At 42.0% G+C, this 16,303-nt stretch carries 14 protein-coding genes and 4 tRNA genes; 16 read left to right on the forward strand and 2 right to left on the reverse strand.

Annotated elements, in window-relative coordinates; translation table 11 throughout:
* Positions 1 to 81 precede the first annotated feature (81 nt).
* From A923_RS0114945 to glpX, 3 genes are all read left to right on the forward strand, one after another.
* Positions 82 to 726: a lysoplasmalogenase gene (locus A923_RS0114945; protein WP_017222491.1), complete on the forward strand. Its 645-nt coding sequence runs from the start codon at positions 82 to 84 to the stop codon at positions 724 to 726.
* A gap of 59 nt (positions 727 to 785) precedes the next feature.
* Positions 786 to 2,705 carry a hybrid-cluster NAD(P)-dependent oxidoreductase gene (locus A923_RS0114950; protein ID WP_017222492.1) on the forward strand — a complete coding sequence of 640 codons (1,920 nt, stop codon included), beginning with the start codon at positions 786 to 788 and terminating at the stop codon, positions 2,703 to 2,705.
* A gap of 107 nt (positions 2,706 to 2,812) precedes the next feature.
* Positions 2,813 to 3,829, forward strand: a complete 1,017-nt coding sequence (gene glpX, locus A923_RS0114955; protein WP_017222493.1) for a class II fructose-bisphosphatase — start codon at positions 2,813 to 2,815, stop codon at positions 3,827 to 3,829.
* 124 nt (positions 3,830 to 3,953) lie between these two features.
* Here glpX and A923_RS0114960 read toward each other — a convergent pair whose 3' ends face one another.
* A complete protein-coding gene (locus A923_RS0114960) occupies positions 3,954 to 5,015 on the reverse strand; it encodes a 3-deoxy-7-phosphoheptulonate synthase (RefSeq protein WP_017222494.1) in 1,062 nt (353 codons plus the stop codon).
* A 66-nt stretch (positions 5,016 to 5,081) separates the two neighbouring features.
* Entirely contained in the window at positions 5,082 to 5,525 is a 444-nt protein-coding gene (locus A923_RS0114965) for a GNAT family N-acetyltransferase (protein ID WP_017222495.1), read from the reverse strand.
* Between the two features lie 94 nt (positions 5,526 to 5,619).
* Between A923_RS0114965 and murB the strand changes: the two genes are divergently transcribed.
* The 13 genes from murB (at position 5,620) to rpoB (ending at position 16,293) form a co-directional block, all read left to right on the forward strand.
* Positions 5,620 to 6,651, forward strand: a complete 1,032-nt coding sequence (gene murB, locus A923_RS0114970) for a UDP-N-acetylmuramate dehydrogenase (protein WP_017222496.1) — start codon at positions 5,620 to 5,622, stop codon at positions 6,649 to 6,651.
* A 1-nt stretch (position 6,652) separates the two neighbouring features.
* Positions 6,653 to 7,612 carry a bifunctional biotin--[acetyl-CoA-carboxylase] ligase/biotin operon repressor BirA gene (gene birA / locus A923_RS0114975; protein WP_192810694.1) on the forward strand — a complete coding sequence of 320 codons (960 nt, stop codon included), beginning with the start codon at positions 6,653 to 6,655 and terminating at the stop codon, positions 7,610 to 7,612.
* Positions 7,613 to 7,762: 150 nt separating this feature from the next.
* Positions 7,763 to 7,838, forward strand: a tRNA-Thr gene (locus A923_RS0114980).
* Positions 7,839 to 7,866: 28 nt separating this feature from the next.
* Positions 7,867 to 7,951: transfer RNA gene (locus A923_RS0114985), tRNA-Tyr, on the forward strand.
* Between the two features lie 19 nt (positions 7,952 to 7,970).
* Positions 7,971 to 8,045, forward strand: a tRNA-Gly gene (locus A923_RS0114990).
* A 5-nt stretch (positions 8,046 to 8,050) separates the two neighbouring features.
* A tRNA-Thr gene (locus A923_RS0114995) sits at positions 8,051 to 8,126 on the forward strand.
* A 361-nt stretch (positions 8,127 to 8,487) separates the two neighbouring features.
* Entirely contained in the window at positions 8,488 to 8,865 is a 378-nt protein-coding gene (secE, locus tag A923_RS0115000; RefSeq protein WP_017222498.1) for a preprotein translocase subunit SecE, read from the forward strand.
* Positions 8,866 to 8,869: 4 nt separating this feature from the next.
* A complete protein-coding gene (gene nusG, locus A923_RS0115005) occupies positions 8,870 to 9,412 on the forward strand; it encodes a transcription termination/antitermination protein NusG (RefSeq protein ID WP_017222499.1) in 543 nt (180 codons plus the stop codon).
* Between the two features lie 186 nt (positions 9,413 to 9,598).
* On the forward strand, positions 9,599 to 10,027 hold the full coding sequence (gene rplK / locus A923_RS0115010) for a 50S ribosomal protein L11 (RefSeq protein WP_017222500.1): 429 nt from the start codon (positions 9,599 to 9,601) through the stop codon (positions 10,025 to 10,027).
* Positions 10,028 to 10,035: 8 nt separating this feature from the next.
* Positions 10,036 to 10,734, forward strand: a complete 699-nt coding sequence (gene rplA, locus A923_RS0115015) for a 50S ribosomal protein L1 (RefSeq protein ID WP_017222501.1) — start codon at positions 10,036 to 10,038, stop codon at positions 10,732 to 10,734.
* A 371-nt stretch (positions 10,735 to 11,105) separates the two neighbouring features.
* Positions 11,106 to 11,609 (forward strand): 50S ribosomal protein L10, encoded by a 504-nt coding sequence (gene rplJ, locus A923_RS0115020; RefSeq protein WP_017222502.1) that lies wholly within the window; start codon positions 11,106 to 11,108, stop codon positions 11,607 to 11,609.
* Positions 11,610 to 11,656: 47 nt separating this feature from the next.
* Positions 11,657 to 12,022, forward strand: a complete 366-nt coding sequence (gene rplL / locus A923_RS0115025; RefSeq protein WP_017222503.1) for a 50S ribosomal protein L7/L12 — start codon at positions 11,657 to 11,659, stop codon at positions 12,020 to 12,022.
* Positions 12,023 to 12,255: 233 nt separating this feature from the next.
* Positions 12,256 to 16,293: a DNA-directed RNA polymerase subunit beta gene (rpoB, locus tag A923_RS0115030; protein WP_017222504.1), complete on the forward strand. Its 4,038-nt coding sequence runs from the start codon at positions 12,256 to 12,258 to the stop codon at positions 16,291 to 16,293.
* The last annotated feature ends 10 nt before the right edge of the window (positions 16,294 to 16,303 follow it).

Raw genomic sequence — 16,303 nt, forward strand, 5'->3', positions numbered from 1 at the left:
ATATCGCACTTTAATGCTTGTGTACTATGATGAAAATGGCTCAAAATCGAGTATTTATTCGATGCGATGGAAGAGTCAAAAATGGAATTTACAATAACGTTAATAATAAGCACATTCATTATATCTGTGTGTGCATTACTGCATCTATATGGTGCTTATAAAGATCAAAAATGGTTGTTCTATATATTCAAACCTGTCACGACGCTGGCTATTGCATCGCTGTGTTGGTATCTCGCGCCAGAACTCAGTGATTATGTTTGGCTTATCTTATTGGGTCTATTACTCTCAACCTTGGGTGATATCTTCCTGATGTTACCCAAAGACAGATTCATCCCCGGTTTATTGAGTTTCTTAGTCGCTCATGTCGCTTACATCATTGCTTTTTCTATGCAGCTGGAACTGACTTATACCTGGGCTCTCATCACGCCTTTAATCCTTGTTGCAGCGCTTTATTTAACCCTACTTTGGTCATCACTCGCAGAAATGAAAGCACCTGTCTTTGTGTACATGAGTATTATTGTGATCATGGCGTGGGTCAGTGGTGAACGTTACTTCGGTTTAGATAGTTCAGCCAGCCTTTATGCCTTTATCGGCGCTATAGTATTCTTATTTTCAGACGCTACACTGGCATTCGACAGATTTAAAAAACAGTTCCATAGTGCTTATGGCGTTATTATTGTAAGCTATTATCTTGCTCAGTATTTTATTGCGCTTTCAGTTATATAAGCAGTTATATAAACAGCTATCTGAAGGTGTCAACGTCGTTACAGTAAGGGAATTAATTCGTGGCTAAAATAAATTTATCTGGACTGGCTATTTATCCATTAAAGTCTGCAAAAGCAATTAACTTAACCCAATCACAGGTCAGTGAAATGGGCTTAGACCATGACCGCCGCTTTATGATTAGTGACATGGACGGAGAATTTATCACGGGTCGAACGCAACCAAAAATATCGACCATCAAAATTGAAGTTGCTGCACAAGGCATTATGTTGTCAGCACCGAAGATGCCGCCGATTGCGTTCACGTTTAAAGAGTTGCAACAGGATTATACCGATGTCACCGTCTGGGGAACCTTGATTCAAGGGCAGCGCTGTAGTGATGATATTAATCGCTGGTTAATAAAGTTCTTAGGTGTTGATTGTCAGTTACTTTATTTTGGCGAAAAATCGTCACGTCAAGTCGCTAATGTGGATAAACAGGTTGGCTTTGCTGATGGTTTTCCACTCTTATTGATCTCACAAGCTTCTCTCGATGAACTAAACCGTAGTACCTCACGACCAATCGATATGCGTCAATTTCGGACCAACTTGGTGGTGACTGGTTGCGCACCTTTTGCCGAAGATACTTGGAAGCGGATCAAGGTCGGTGATGCTGAATTTGAATTAGTTAAAGCTTGTGAACGCTGTATTTTCACGACTTTAAGTCCTGGCGAGATCCGTTTTGCTGACGATCAAGAGCCGCTTAAAACATTAAACCTATTCCGTAAAGATAACGATGGCAGGATTGATTTTGGCCAAAACTTAATTAGCCATAACGATGCTATCATTAAGCTAGGCGATAGCATTGAAGTATTGGAGTATCACCAGTCTAAATTTTATGCCGATAATCGCCCTAAACAGAAAACGGTGCTATCAACACCAAAGGTGGTAGTGAAACATCCTGATCAGCAACAAGCTAAGACTTTATGGGGCAAAGGCGAAACCCGACAGTTATGCTGTGTCGCGGTTATAGATGAAACGCCTGATACTAAAACGTTCCGTTTTCGTGTTGAACCCGCTGCGCTATTGAATTATAAACCTGGTCAATTTATTACCCTTAATTTAAAAATTGGTCAGGATCTGGTGATGCGCAACTATACTTTGTCGTCATCACCAAGCCGCCCTGACTTATTAGCCATTACGGTTAAGCGTGTGCCTGAAGGTAAAGCATCAAATTGGTTGAATGATAATTTAACGGTTGGCGGTCGCTTAGGTGCATCATCACCGCGTGGCCCTTTCCATGCTTTTACCGCAACCACGCAGAAATTATTATTACTGTCCGCTGGTAGTGGTATTACCCCTATGCTGTCGATGGCGCGATATTATGCGGATACTGAATGTGATAAAGACATCATCTTCTTTTACAGTGCAAAAACCGCTGCAGACTTGATTGCCCTTGATGAGTTGCAGTTACTGACTCGCCAACATGTCAATATGCGTTTGGTATATACCCTGACAGCAGAAATAACCCAAAGCGATTGGACTGGGTTGAGAGGGCGTATTGATCAGCAAATGCTCGCAGATGTGGTGCGTGATATAAGTGAACGTTCTGCTTATGTTTGTGGTCCAGAAGCGTTTATGACGACAATGACCACGGCGTTAACTGCATTAAATGTACCTGCCGAACAACAATTTACCGAAAGCTTTGGTGATCATAAACATTCTGAAACGCCTGGTAAACCGTTGAATATTTTATTGGATAGTTGGGATGTCAGTTTTGTTGGTGATAATAAAACTACCTTATTAGAGCAAGCCGAAAAACAGGGGGTAAATATCCCTTATAACTGCCGAGCCGGTTACTGTGGTGTTTGCCGCGTGACGTTAGAATCGGGTGAAGTACGTGTACTTGCTGATCATGCTTTGACCGACGATGGTAAAAAAGCCAAGCAAGTATTAGCGTGTAGCTGCATACCGCAAACGGATGTCGTGATTAGCGCAAAATAATGATGCTGTTGTATTGGGCGCGGTTAGTTTTAAATACTAATACGCTCAAATTGTAATTAAGTAAGTAGTGCTTTAAAATATACCTACTTATGTATAGGAGTTAACAAATGAAACGTACACTTGCCATTGAATTCGCCCGCGTCGTTGAAGCCGCTGCACTTGCTGGTTATAAATGGCTAGGCCGTGGTGATAAGAATATTGCTGATGGTGCTGCTGTTGAAGCCATGCGAGTGATGCTAAATAAGATCGACATTGACGGTGAAATTGTTATTGGTGAAGGTGAAATTGATGAAGCGCCTATGCTTTATATCGGTGAGAAAGTCGGCACGAAAATAGCTGGCGCTGATGCAGTTGATATTGCTGTCGATCCGATTGAAGGTACGCGCATGACGGCGATGGGGCAATCGAATGCGGTTGCAGTATTGGCTGTCGGTGAGAAAGGCGCATTTCTAAAAGCGCCAGACATGTATATGGAAAAGTTGGTCGTAGGCCCAGACGCTAAAAACGCTATCGACTTAAACTTATCGCTTGAAGACAATGTTCGTAATGTCGCAAAAGCGTTAAATAAAGACATTAGTGAACTAACTGTTGTTACTTTAGCTAAGCCGCGCCATGACGATAAAATCAAAGCATTGCATGCTATGGGTGTGCGTGTATTCGCATTACCTGATGGTGATGTGGCTGCGTCGATTTTATGCTGCATGCCAGAGAGTGAAGTTGACATGATGTATTGTGTTGGTGGAGCGCCTGAAGGTGTCATATCTGCAGCGGCAATACGCGCGATGGACGGTAATATGCAAGCGCGATTATTAGCGCGCCATGATGTGAAAGGTGATACGCCTGAAAACCGCGCTGCTGGTGAGATTGAAATCGCACGATGTGAAGCACTTGGTTTAGTTGTGGGTGAAATTTTACCGTTAGATAGATTAGCTAAAAACGATAATGTAATTTTTGCTGCGACGGGTATTACCAAGGGTGACTTGGTTGAAGGTGTACAACGTAAAGGCAACCAAGTGACAACTGAAACCTTAGTTATCCGTGGTAAGTCCGGCACTATTCGTCGTATTCAGTCTACGCATATGCTTAATCGTTTCGATGCCGATCTACAAGGCATCATCAGTTAAGTTATTCGACATACAGTTGCGAAGTAGTGAAGTAAATTGAAGATAATAAAAAGCCGCGCTAATTCAGTAATGAAGTAACGCGGCTTTTTAGTATTCATTATGCAATAACGTTGTCGTTATTTCGTTATTTCGTTATTTCGATACGCTCACTTGCTGCTTGAGCAAGGTCAGCCAATAGCTGCTCGGTATCTTGCCAATGGATACAAGCATCAGTAATACTTTTACCGTAAACGAGTGGTTCGCCTGGTACGACTGCTTGATTACCTTCTTCGATAAAGCTTTCTGCCATAATACCTGAAATCTGCATGCTGCCCGTGCGCATTTGCGCCATTACATCGGCAGCTACACTTAATTGATTTGTATGTACTTTCTGGCTGTTACCATGACTGAAATCGATAATCATTGATGGTGTTAAACCTGCTTCTGCTAATGATTTAGCTGCAGCTTCTACATGTGGTTGCTCGTAGTTAGGCGTTAAACCACCACGTAAAATCACATGGCCAAATGGATTACCATGAGTTTGGTATACCGTCATTAAGCCGTCTTTATCTGGCGAATAGAAGATGTGCGATGCTTGTGCTGCACGTACTGCGTCTATCGCAATTTTAGTATTACCATTGGTACCATTTTTGAAACCAACAGGGCAAGATAGTGCTGACGCCATTTCACGGTGGATCTGACTTTCAGTTGTTCTTGCGCCAATTGCACCCCAGCTGATTAGGTCGGCAATGTATTGACCGTTAACCATGTCTAAGAATTCAGTAGCAATGGGTAAACCAATCTCGGTGATATCAACCAGTAATTTACGTGCTAAGCGTAAACCTTTATTTGCTTGATATTTACCATTCAAATCAGGGTCGCTGATCAAGCCTTTCCAGCCCACAATGGTACGCGGCTTTTCAAAGTACACGCGCATTGCAATCACTAAGCTGTCTTTATATTGCTCTTGCAATGGTTTTAGACGGCGTGCGTAATCTAAAGCGGCGCTAGTATCATGAATTGAGCAAGGACCAATGATAACCAGCAGGCGTTTATCTTTACCTTCAATAATCGCTTCGATTTCACGGCGTTTATTAACAAGTTGCTGTGCGGCGTTATCAGATAATGGAAACTCTTTAATCAGTTGACTCGGAGTGATCACCTGATCGATATAGGTTGTTCTAAGTTCGTCTGTTTTAATTGTCATGATGTCTATTAGTCTAATTATGGGCTGTGATCAGCTTAACGTAATTTCATATTATTATAAAGATAATCAGATGTCAGCTTGATTAGAATCATTAAAGCCTAATAACAGCAGGGACTTTCCTTGCTGCTGATAAGCCAAAAAACGTTGTTGGATATCGTTTGGTGCTTGCTCTGTCTGAACAAAACCATGCTGCTGATAAAAATCGGCAAGGTGGGGCAGAGCAAAGGTAAAGGTTTTGCCGGAGGTGAAGTGAGAACGCATATCGCGTAATAACCGATGACCTAACTGCTGTCCACGGTAATCGGGTGAGACTAACATCCCCGTCAATAACGTCAGTTCACCGATAGGGCGCAGTCGCGCACAGGCTACAATGCCATTATTATCTTTGCTATTATTGTCTTTTAACACGGCAATATGTTCGGCTTTGTTGGGTCGAGAGTAGGGCAGATATTGCTTATAAAAAGGCTTAACTAACGGATTCTCTATTTTCTTTAACCACTGAAACTGCATCTCGTACCCTTTTATTATTCGGTTTTGCATACAGATACGGTACTATAACGGTACTATCTGCATGGGATCATGCTTTACGAGTGCTAATTATTTCATGCAAATACTAAAAAATCATAATTTAAAACCTTACACCAGTTTTGGTGTTGATGCTTATGCCGCGCAATTTGTCATCGTGACAACGCTAACTGAGCTTAAATCAGCATTGAAGATCCCCGCGCCCCAACGACTTATTCTTGGTGGCGGCAGTAATTTATTATTTTGTGATGATTTTGCTGGTTTGGTTATCCGTATTTGTTTAACGGGTATCACAGTAAATGAATCAGCCGATGATGTGGTGAGCTTACATGTCGCTGCAGGTGAAAATTGGCATGAGTTTGTCCAGTGGACCTTGGCGCAAGGTTACGATGGTTTAGAAAATCTAGCCCTCATCCCCGGCGTTGTTGGCGCTGCGCCAGTACAAAACATCGGTGCTTACGGCGTCGAACTGAAAGATTTTTGTGATTATGTCGATGTACTTGATACTGAAACCTTAACGATACGACGTTATACCCCAGCAGAATGTCAATTTGATTACCGTGATAGTATTTTCAAAGGTGAACTTAAAGATATCGCGGTGATCACGGCGGTCGGGTTTAAATTATCTAAACCTTGGATTGCGAAAATCAATTATGGTCCATTAGCCAATCTAGGCAATGATGCGTCTGCATTGACGATCTTTAAACAGGTTTGTTTGACTCGCCAACAAAAACTCCCCGATCCGAATAAGCTGGGTAACGCGGGTAGTTTCTTTAAGAACCCGATCATCAATAAAGCCCAATTTGACGTTATTGCAGATAAACATCCAACCATGCCACATTACCCCGCGGGAGATAAGATTAAATTAGCGGCGGGTTGGTTGATTGATCAATGTAATTTAAAAGGTTATCAGCAAGGTGGCGCGCAAGTGCACACCGAACAAGCGTTAGTGATCGTCAATACCGGTACTGCGACGGCACATGACATCATCATGCTCGCTCAACATATCCACACGACGGTGTTAACGCGTTTTGCTGTGGCACTACAGCATGAAGTGCGTTTTATCGGACGTGATGGTGAAACAGACTTGGCGGAGGTGTGCCGTGGTTAATATGACAGCCTCAAGACAGCAACTCATTCGCTTACTTGCTGATGGTGAGTTTCATTCTGGTCAAGCGTTAGGTGAAATTCTAGGTGTAAGCCGTATGGCCGTGAGCAAACAGGTCAAGGTATTAGAAACCATTGGCATAGATGTGTTTAAGGTCACCGGTAAAGGTTATAAGCTTTCTTCGCCTTTGCAGTTAATCGATGCACAACAGATTGCAGTAGGCAGTGGTGTTACGGTTGAAAGTCATCAAGTACTTGGCTCGACCAATCAACATTTATTGGATAAAGCCGCGTTATTAGATAAAGGCCACAGTTGTTTTGCTGAGTATCAGACCGCTGGACGTGGACGCCGTGGTAAAAAATGGGTATCGCCTTATGGCTCCCATCTTTATACCAGTACTTACTGGAACCTTGATGCTGGCATTCAAGCCGCCTCAGGTTTAAGTTTAGTGATCGGTATTGCCGTAGAACGTACGCTCACCGACTTGGGCATTGCCAATACCCAATTGAAATGGCCGAATGATGTTTATGTAGATGGTAAAAAAATCGCTGGTGTACTGGTCGAAATTATTGCGACTGCAGGCGGTGAATGCCATTTAGTCATCGGTTTAGGGCTTAACGTCAATATGCCGTTACAGGCAGGGTTAGAGATCGATCAGGCTTGGACCGATATTAGTCAACAACTGCAACTGCCTATCGACCGGAATCTGCTCGCAACGCGTTATTTAACGCACTTAGTTAAGATATTAACTGATTTCGAAGAATTTGGTTTCTCTCATTTCGTCGATGAATGGAATCGTTGTGATGCATTTAAAGATTGTCCTGTGATTTTAACCTTGGGGACGAAACAAAAACACGGCATCGCGAAAGGCATTGATCATACTGGCGCGTTATTATTAGAAATTGACGGTATTATCTGCCCACATGTCGGCGGGGAAGTATCATTGCGACGCGCTGAAATCTAATCAAAAGCTGTTGTTATTGTGTGTTTTGACTCGAAGCTTAGTCGAAGTGGCTAATTATTCACCATGTGAATAAAAAAAAACTGGTTTTTATCGATTAAGGTTGCAAGAGGTAGGGGGTTACTCTAATATCCCTCCTCGTTAAGTGACGCCGCCGACTTAGCTCAGTAGGTAGAGCAACTGACTTGTAATCAGTAGGTCGCCAGTTCGACTCCGGCAGTCGGCACCATTTAACTCGTTACTGAAGTACAATATGTGGAGGGGTTCCCGAGTGGCCAAAGGGATCAGACTGTAAATCTGACGGCTCAGCCTTCGAAGGTTCGAATCCTTCTCCCTCCACCACTTTGTATTTAGGACGCATGCGGGCGTCGTATAATGGCTATTACTCCAGCCTTCCAAGCTGATAATGCGGGTTCGATTCCCGCCGCCCGCTCCAAATTCGCTGATATGGCTCAGTCGGTAGAGCGCATCCTTGGTAAGGATGAGGTCCCCAGTTCGATTCTGGGTATCAGCACCATTTTTTAGGTCAATTATTTCTTCTTCTCTTTATTCTTCATAACCAAATAATGACACCTTTGAAATAACCACGCTTTAAAATAATCAAAAACAATCCCAAAACAATCCCGAAACAATCAAAAATAATTTAATCAGAAGCTATTTAAGCTATTTGTAATTCAAATATTATTCATAATTATTTACGAATAACTTGCATGAAAAATGAAAGCCCCTATAATTAGGTGCTCCGTTTGTAGGGGTAGTTCCAATTGGTAGAAAGGCGGTCTCTAAACTGATGTTTGTGAGTTCGATTATCTCCCTCCTGCCACTGTCATCACCGTGTAACAGCGGATTTTTTTGTCTTTAAGGTACAGGTTAGTAGTATGACTTCAAATACTGAAAACCAAGGAAAAGCACTAGAAACTGTAAAATGGGTACTAGTTGCTATAATTCTAATTGGCACAGTTATTGGTAACAATATTTTTAGTGAAGAATCAGTGTTAATCCGCGCAGTTGCTGTAATTATTGCCGCTGTTATTGCTGGTGGCATTGCATTACAGACAAGTAAAGGGCGCAATGCGCTTGAATTTGCATCTGAATCAAGAACAGAAGTACGTAAAGTAGTTTGGCCTACGCGCCAAGAGGCAATCCAAACTACACTTATCGTATTAGTTGTTACCGCTATTATGGCGTTAGTGCTATGGGGTCTAGATGGTATTCTAGTTCGCATAGTTGCATTTATCACAGATGTAAAGGTATAAGTTCATGTCTGAACAGAAAATGAGATGGTACGTAGTTCAAGCCTTTTCCGGTTTTGAAGGTCGTGTTCAAAAAACATTAACAGAACACATTAGAATTCACAACATGGAAGAATACTTCGGTGAAGTACTTGTTCCAACGGAAGAAGTTGTTGAAATGCGCGCTGGTCAACGCCGCAAGAGTGAACGTAAGTTCTTCCCTGGCTACGTTTTAGTTCAAATGGTAATGAACGATGAATCATGGCATTTGGTAAGTAGTTTACCACGTGTACTTGGTTTCATTGGCGGTACGAAAGAGCGTCCAGCTCCAATTACTACCAAAGAAGCTGACCGTATTCTTAATCGCCTTCAGGATGCAATTGATAAACCGCGTCCTAAGACGTTATTTGAAGTGGGTGAAGTGGTTCGTGTATCTGACGGACCATTCGCAGACTTCAACGGTGTTGTTGAAGAAGTTGACTACGAAAAGAGTCGCTTAAAAGTTTCTGTATTGATCTTCGGTCGTTCTACTCCGGTAGAATTAGATTTCGGTCAAGTAGAAAAAGGCTAATACCATTAACCTGTTAGGTTAGAGGTAAGGTCGAATACAATTATATTTGCATTTTATTGAATGAATTTTCAACAAAATGCTTGGCAAGGGCAGCAATTATATCTATAATTCGCTGCCCTTGTTTTTCGGGAAGCTGGTATCTATGTTGGATACAGCGTTCGCACCCATATTTAAGGTAAATTAAAAATGGCTAAAAAAGTTACTGCATATATTAAGCTGCAAGTTTCAGCTGGTATGGCGAATCCTAGTCCACCGGTTGGTCCTGCATTAGGTCAACACGGTGTTAACATCATGGAATTCTGTAAAGCGTTTAACGCAAAAACAGATTCTGTAGAGAAGGGTTCTCCTACTCCTGTTGTTATCACAGTTTATTCTGATCGTTCGTTCACGTTCGTAACGAAGACTTCTCCAGCATCTTTCTTACTTAAGAAAGCGGCAGGCATCAAGTCTGGTTCTGGTCGTCCTAACACTGATAAAGTGGGTACTGTTACTCGCGCTCAGCTGGAAGAGATCTCTAACATCAAACAACCAGACCTTACGGGCGCTGATGTAGAAGCAATGGTTCGTACTATTGCTGGCACAGCTCGCTCGATGGGCTTGAACGTAGAAGGATAATTCAGAAAATGGCTAAACTTTCTAAACGTATGCGTACGATCCGCGAAAAAGTGGAATCTACAAAAGCTTACGAAATCAACGAAGCAGTTGAACTTCTTAAAGAATTAGCATCAGCTAAATTCAAAGAAAGCATCGACGTTTCTATAAACCTAGGTATTGATTCACGTAAATCTGACCAAAACGTTCGTGGCGCTACTGTGCTACCACACGGTACTGGTCGTGAAGTACGTGTTGCAGTATTTACACAAGGTGCTAACGCTGAAGCTGCTAAAGCTGCTGGCGCTGACATCGTAGGTATGGACGATCTAGCTGCACAAGTTAAAGCCGGTGAGCTTAACTTTGATGTTGTTATCGCATCTCCAGACGCTATGCGTGTTGTTGGTCAACTAGGTCAAATCCTAGGTCCACGCGGTTTAATGCCAAACCCTAAAGTTGGTACTGTAACACCTGACGTTGCGACTGCAGTTAAAAATGCTAAGTCTGGTCAAGTTCGTTACCGTAACGACAAAGCTGGCATCATCCACACTACTATCGGTAAAGTGGATTTTGAAGCTGTACACATCAAGGAAAACCTTGAGTCTCTACTTAAAGCACTAAGCAAGTCAAAACCTGCTTCTGCTAAAGGTCAATTCATCAAGAAAATCAGCCTATCTACTACGATGGGTGCTGGTCTTTCTGTTGATGTTGCGTCGCTAGAGACTAAATAATTTACAGGGAGCAATTTATCTAGTATAATTTGTTCCCTAAAAATTAGTAAACGCGTTGAGGCTAATTTATTGGCTTTAACGCTTTTACACAAATGTGGGTTGAAGTAAGGATATTGAGTTTTATGCTTGATATCTCTTACTTCCGTCCAAGACCGTAGGAGATATTCTTACATTGTAAGTAATGTCTTAATAATGATCGGCTATTTTAATTAATACTTGAGCTTTCCTACGTAGATGGTGCAGGGCCCCTGAAGAATTTATTTCTTCTGGAATCCGAGCCGTAATGGTTCGTTTAATCTCTAAGTTTACTTGGAATTATTCGGAAATTTTTAATACCGATTTTTAATCGGTTTTATCCAGGAGTATAGACCATGGCATTAGGTCTCGACGACAAAAAAGCAATTGTTGCTGAAGTCAACGAAGCTGCCAAGGCTGCGCTTTCTGCAGTAGTTGCTGATTCACGTGGCGTTACTGTAGGTGCAATGACTGGTCTTCGCAAGCTAGCTCGTGAGAATAACGTATACATTCGTGTAGTACGTAATACTCTTATGAAGCGTGCTGTTGAAGGTACTGATTTTCAGTGCCTGAACGAAGTATTTACCGGTCCAACTCTGATCGCATTCTCTAATGAGCACCCAGGTGCTGCAGCTCGTCTATTAAAAGACTTCGCTGCACAAGAAGAATCTTTCACAGTTAAAGCGTTAGCATTTGAAGGCGAATTTATCGGTGCAGAAAACATTGATAAACTAGCAACATTACCAACATACGATGAAGCAATTGCTCAGTTAATGATGACTATGAAAGAAGCATCAGCTGGCAAACTTGTACGTACATTGGCTGCTTTACGCGATCAAAAAGAGCAAGAAGCTGCTTAATTTAGCCGCTTTGTCTAAAATAAATTTTACAATACTAGGAATGACACATGTCTATTACTAAAGACCAAATCATCGACGCAATTGCTGAACTTTCTGTTATGGAAGTTGTTGAATTAATCGAAGCAATGGAAGAAAAATTCGGCGTATCAGCTGCTGCTGCAGTTGTTGCTGGCGGCGCTACTGCTGCTGCAGAAGAAGAGCAAACAGAATTCGACGTAATTCTTACTTCTTTTGGCGAAAACAAAGTTAAAGCTATTAAAGCTGTTCGTGCTGCTACAGGTCTTGGCCTTAAAGAAGCAAAAGGCGTTGTTGAATCAGCTCCTGCACCGATCAAAGAAGGCGTTGACAAAGCTGAAGCAGAAGCACTTAAAGCTACTCTTGAAGAAGCTGGCTGTACTGTTGAGCTTAAATAATCTATTCTTGAATAGATTATTGCCTTCATAAGGCATTGGCTGGCGATTTTTTAATCGCCGGCCTTTTTGCGCTATAGGATGTTTGGATATTTCACATCATTTCAACCAAAATTCTGCGCACTGTTTAGCCCAATTCATTTGGTCGAGACAGTATAAAAAACATATAATGATGTTGTTAGAGCTGTCCTTTTTCAGGGCAGAGTGGGTCACTTATCAGCGAGCTGAGGAACCAAATGGTTTACTCTAATACCGAAAAAAAACGTATCCGTAAAGACTTTGGTAAAAGTGCACCAGTTGTGGCTAAACCGCAAATGTTGGCCATCCAAACTAGCTCTTTTAAAAAGTTTTTAGAAATGGATCACACAGGTGAATACGGCCTGGAAGCAGCATTCCGTAGCGTGTTCCCTATTAAAAGTTACTCTGGAACTTCAGAACTTCAATATGTATCGTACCGTCTAGGTGAACCTGTTTTTGATGTTAAAGAATGTCAAATCCGTGGTGTTACTTATTCTGCACCGCTACGTGTAAAATTACGTCTTGTATTATACGATCGTGATGCACCAGCAGGTACTATTAAAGATATCAAAGAACAAGAAGTCTATATGGGCGAAATCCCATTAATGACTGAAACTGGTACTTTTGTTATCAATGGTACTGAACGTGTTATCGTATCTCAGTTACACCGTAGTCCTGGTGTATTCTTCGATCACGACAAAGGTAAAACTCATTCATCAGGTAAAGTATTATATAACGCACGCGTTATTCCTTACCGTGGTTCATGGTTAGACTTTGAGTTCGATCCGAAAGATAGCTTATTCGTTCGTATTGACCGTCGTCGTAAATTACCATCATCAATTATTCTTCGTGCACTTGAGTTCACGACGGAAGAAATCCTAGCAATCTTCTTCGATACTACACGTTTTGAAGTTAAAGATGGCAAGTTATTGATGGAACTAATGCCAGACCGTCTACGTGGCGAAACTGCTGTATTTGACATTACCGCTAATGGCGAAGTATATGTTGAAAGTGGTCGTCGTATTACTGCTCGTCATATCAAGAAATTTGAAAAAGACGGCATTGATGAGATCGAAGTACCGTTAGAGTATATCGCTGGTAAAGTAGCTTCTAAAGATTACATCAACGAAGACACAGGCGAAGTGATTGTTGCAGCGAATGCTGAACTAACACTAGAATCTGTTGCTGAATTGTCTCAAGCTGGTATCAAGGTAATTGATGTTCTTTATACGAACGACCTTGATGTAGGTAGTTACATGTCTGACACTTTACGTGTTGACTCAACTACTAACAAACTTGAAGCGTTAGTTGAAATCTACCGTATGATGCGTCCTGGTGAACCACCAACGCGTGAAGCGGCAGAAGGTCTATTCCAAAATCTTTTCTTCGCAGAAGAACGCTATGACTTATCTACTGTAGGTCGTATGAAGTTCAACCGTCGTGTTGGCCGTGAAGAAGATACTGGTGCAGGCATACTGAACAAAGCAGATATTGTTGAAGTAATGAAAACTTTGATTAATATCCGTAACGGTAAAGGCGAGGTTGATGATATCGATCACCTTGGTAACCGTCGTATTCGTTCAGTTGGCGAAATGGCAGAAAACCAATTCCGTGTTGGTTTAGTTCGTGTAGAACGTGCTGTTCGTGAACGTCTAAGTCTTGGTGATCTTGATGCAGTAATGCCACAAGATTTAATCAATGCTAAGCCGATTTCAGCTGCGATTAAAGAGTTCTTTGGTTCATCACAACTGTCTCAGTTTATGGATCAAAATAACCCGTTGTCAGAAGTGACGCACAAACGTCGTATTTCTGCATTAGGGCCTGGTGGTCTAACACGTGAACGTGCTGGTTTTGAGGTACGTGACGTACATCCAACTCATTACGGTCGTTTATGTCCGATTGAGACTCCAGAGGGACCAAACATTGGTCTAATTAACTCACTAGCTGTATTTGCCCGTACTAACGATTATGGTTTCTTAGAAACACCATTCCGTAAAGTAGTTAACGGTCAAGTTACTAATGACGTTCAATACCTTTCTGCTATCGAAGAAGGTCTGTATGCAGTAGCACAGGCTAACGCGACTGTAGATACTAATGGTGTGTTACAAGATGAATTTATCCCATGTCGTCACAAAGGTGAAACTACCTTTATGTCTGCGGATAACATTCAGTATATGGACGTGTCTCCACAGCAGATTATTTCTGTGGCAGCATCACTAATTCCATTCCTTGAACACGATGATGCTAACCGTGCATTGATGGGTGCGAATATGCAACGTCAAGCAGTACCAACACTAAATGCTGATAAGCCATTAGTAGGTACTGGTATTGAACGTGCGGTAGCAATCGATTCTGGTGTAACTGTTGTTGCGCTACGTGGCGGTTCAATCGACTATGCTGATGCAAGTCGTATCATCGTTAAAGTTAACGAAGATGAACTAGTACCAGGTGAAGCGGGTATTGATATCTACACGCTAACTAAGTACACACGTTCGAATCAAAACACATGTATTAACCAACGCCCAACAGTATTAACTGGTGAAGCAGTGGTTAAAGGCGACGTGCTTGCTGATGGTCCTTCAACGGATCTTGGTGAATTAGCACTTGGCCAAAACATGCGTATTGCATTCATGCCTTGGAATGGTTACAACTTCGAGGATTCAATCCTTGTATCAGAACGCGTTGTAAAAGAAGATCGTCTAACGACTATCCACATTCAAGAATTGTCATCGATTGCGCGTGATACTAAACTTGGTAGTGAAGAGATTACAGCTGACATCCCTAACGTGGGTGAAAGTGCATTATCTAAACTAGATGAGTCTGGTATCGTTTACGTTGGTGCTGAAGTTAAGCCGGGTGATATCCTGGTAGGTAAAGTAACCCCTAAAGGTGAAACACAATTAACGCCTGAAGAGAAGCTTCTACGAGCTATCTTCGGTGAAAAAGCATCTGATGTGAAAGACAGTTCATTACGTGTACCTAACTCTGTTTACGGTACTGTAATTGACGTGCAAGTATTTACCCGTGATGGCGTAGATAAAGACAAACGTGCACAAGACATCGAGCAGATGCAACTGCGTGAAGCGAAAAAAGACTTAACTGAAGAATTATCTATCTTCGAAGAAAGCTTATTCGGTCGCGTTAAATCTCTATTACTTTCTGCTGGCAAAACGGAAGAGCAACTTAATGCTATTTCTCGCTCGCAGTGGTTAGAGATCGTGCTTTCTGATGAAGCACAACAGACTCAATTAGAAGGCCTAGCTAAGCAACATGATGAGCTACGTGCTGAATTTGATTCTAAGTTTGACATCAAACGCCGTAAAATTACCCAAGGTGATGACCTAGCACCAGGTGTACTTAAGATTGTTAAAGTATACCTAGCTGTTAAACGTCGTATCCAACCGGGTGATAAAATGGCCGGTCGTCATGGTAACAAAGGTGTGATTTCAACAATCGTTCCTATTGAAGACATGCCGCACGATAAGTTTGGTGAGCCAGTTGATATCGTACTGAACCCGCTGGGTGTACCATCGCGTATGAACATCGGTCAGGTACTTGAAGTTCACTTGGGTCTTGCTGCTCGTGGTATCGGTAGTAAAATCGATAACATGATTAAAGAACAACAAGATCTTGCTAAAATTCGTGAGTTTATTCAAAAAGCTTACGATATAGGCGACACTCATCAGAATGTTGATTTATCAACTTATTCAGATGAACAAGTTCGTGTTCTTGCTCAAAACTTACGTAAAGGTCTGCCAATGGCAACACCTGCGTTTGATGGTGCTGCTGAAGCTGAAATCAAAGAAATGCTTAAATTAGCTGATTTACCAGAATCAGGTCAATTAGAGCTATTTGATGGTCGCACAGGTAACATCTTTGAACGTCCAGTTACTGTTGGTTACATGTACATGCTGAAACTGAATCACTTGGTTGATGACAAGATGCATGCACGTTCTACCGGTTCTTACAGCCTAGTTACTCAGCAGCCGCTGGGTGGTAAAGCTCAGTTCGGTGGTCAGCGTTTCGGTGAGATGGAAGTATGGGCTCTGGAAGCATACGGTGCAGCATATACTCTACAAGAGATGCTAACTGTTAAGTCTGATGACGTGAACGGTCGTACTAAGATGTATAAAAACATCGTAGACGGCGATCATCGTATGGACCCAGGTATGCCTGAATCATTCAACGTATTGTTGAAAGAGATCCGCTCATTGGGTATCAATATCGAACTAGATGAAAACAAAAACAAGAAATAACTCTGATTAG

This window comes from Moritella dasanensis ArB 0140 (assembly GCF_000276805.1).
GTDB lineage: Bacteria > Pseudomonadota > Gammaproteobacteria > Enterobacterales > Moritellaceae > Moritella > Moritella dasanensis.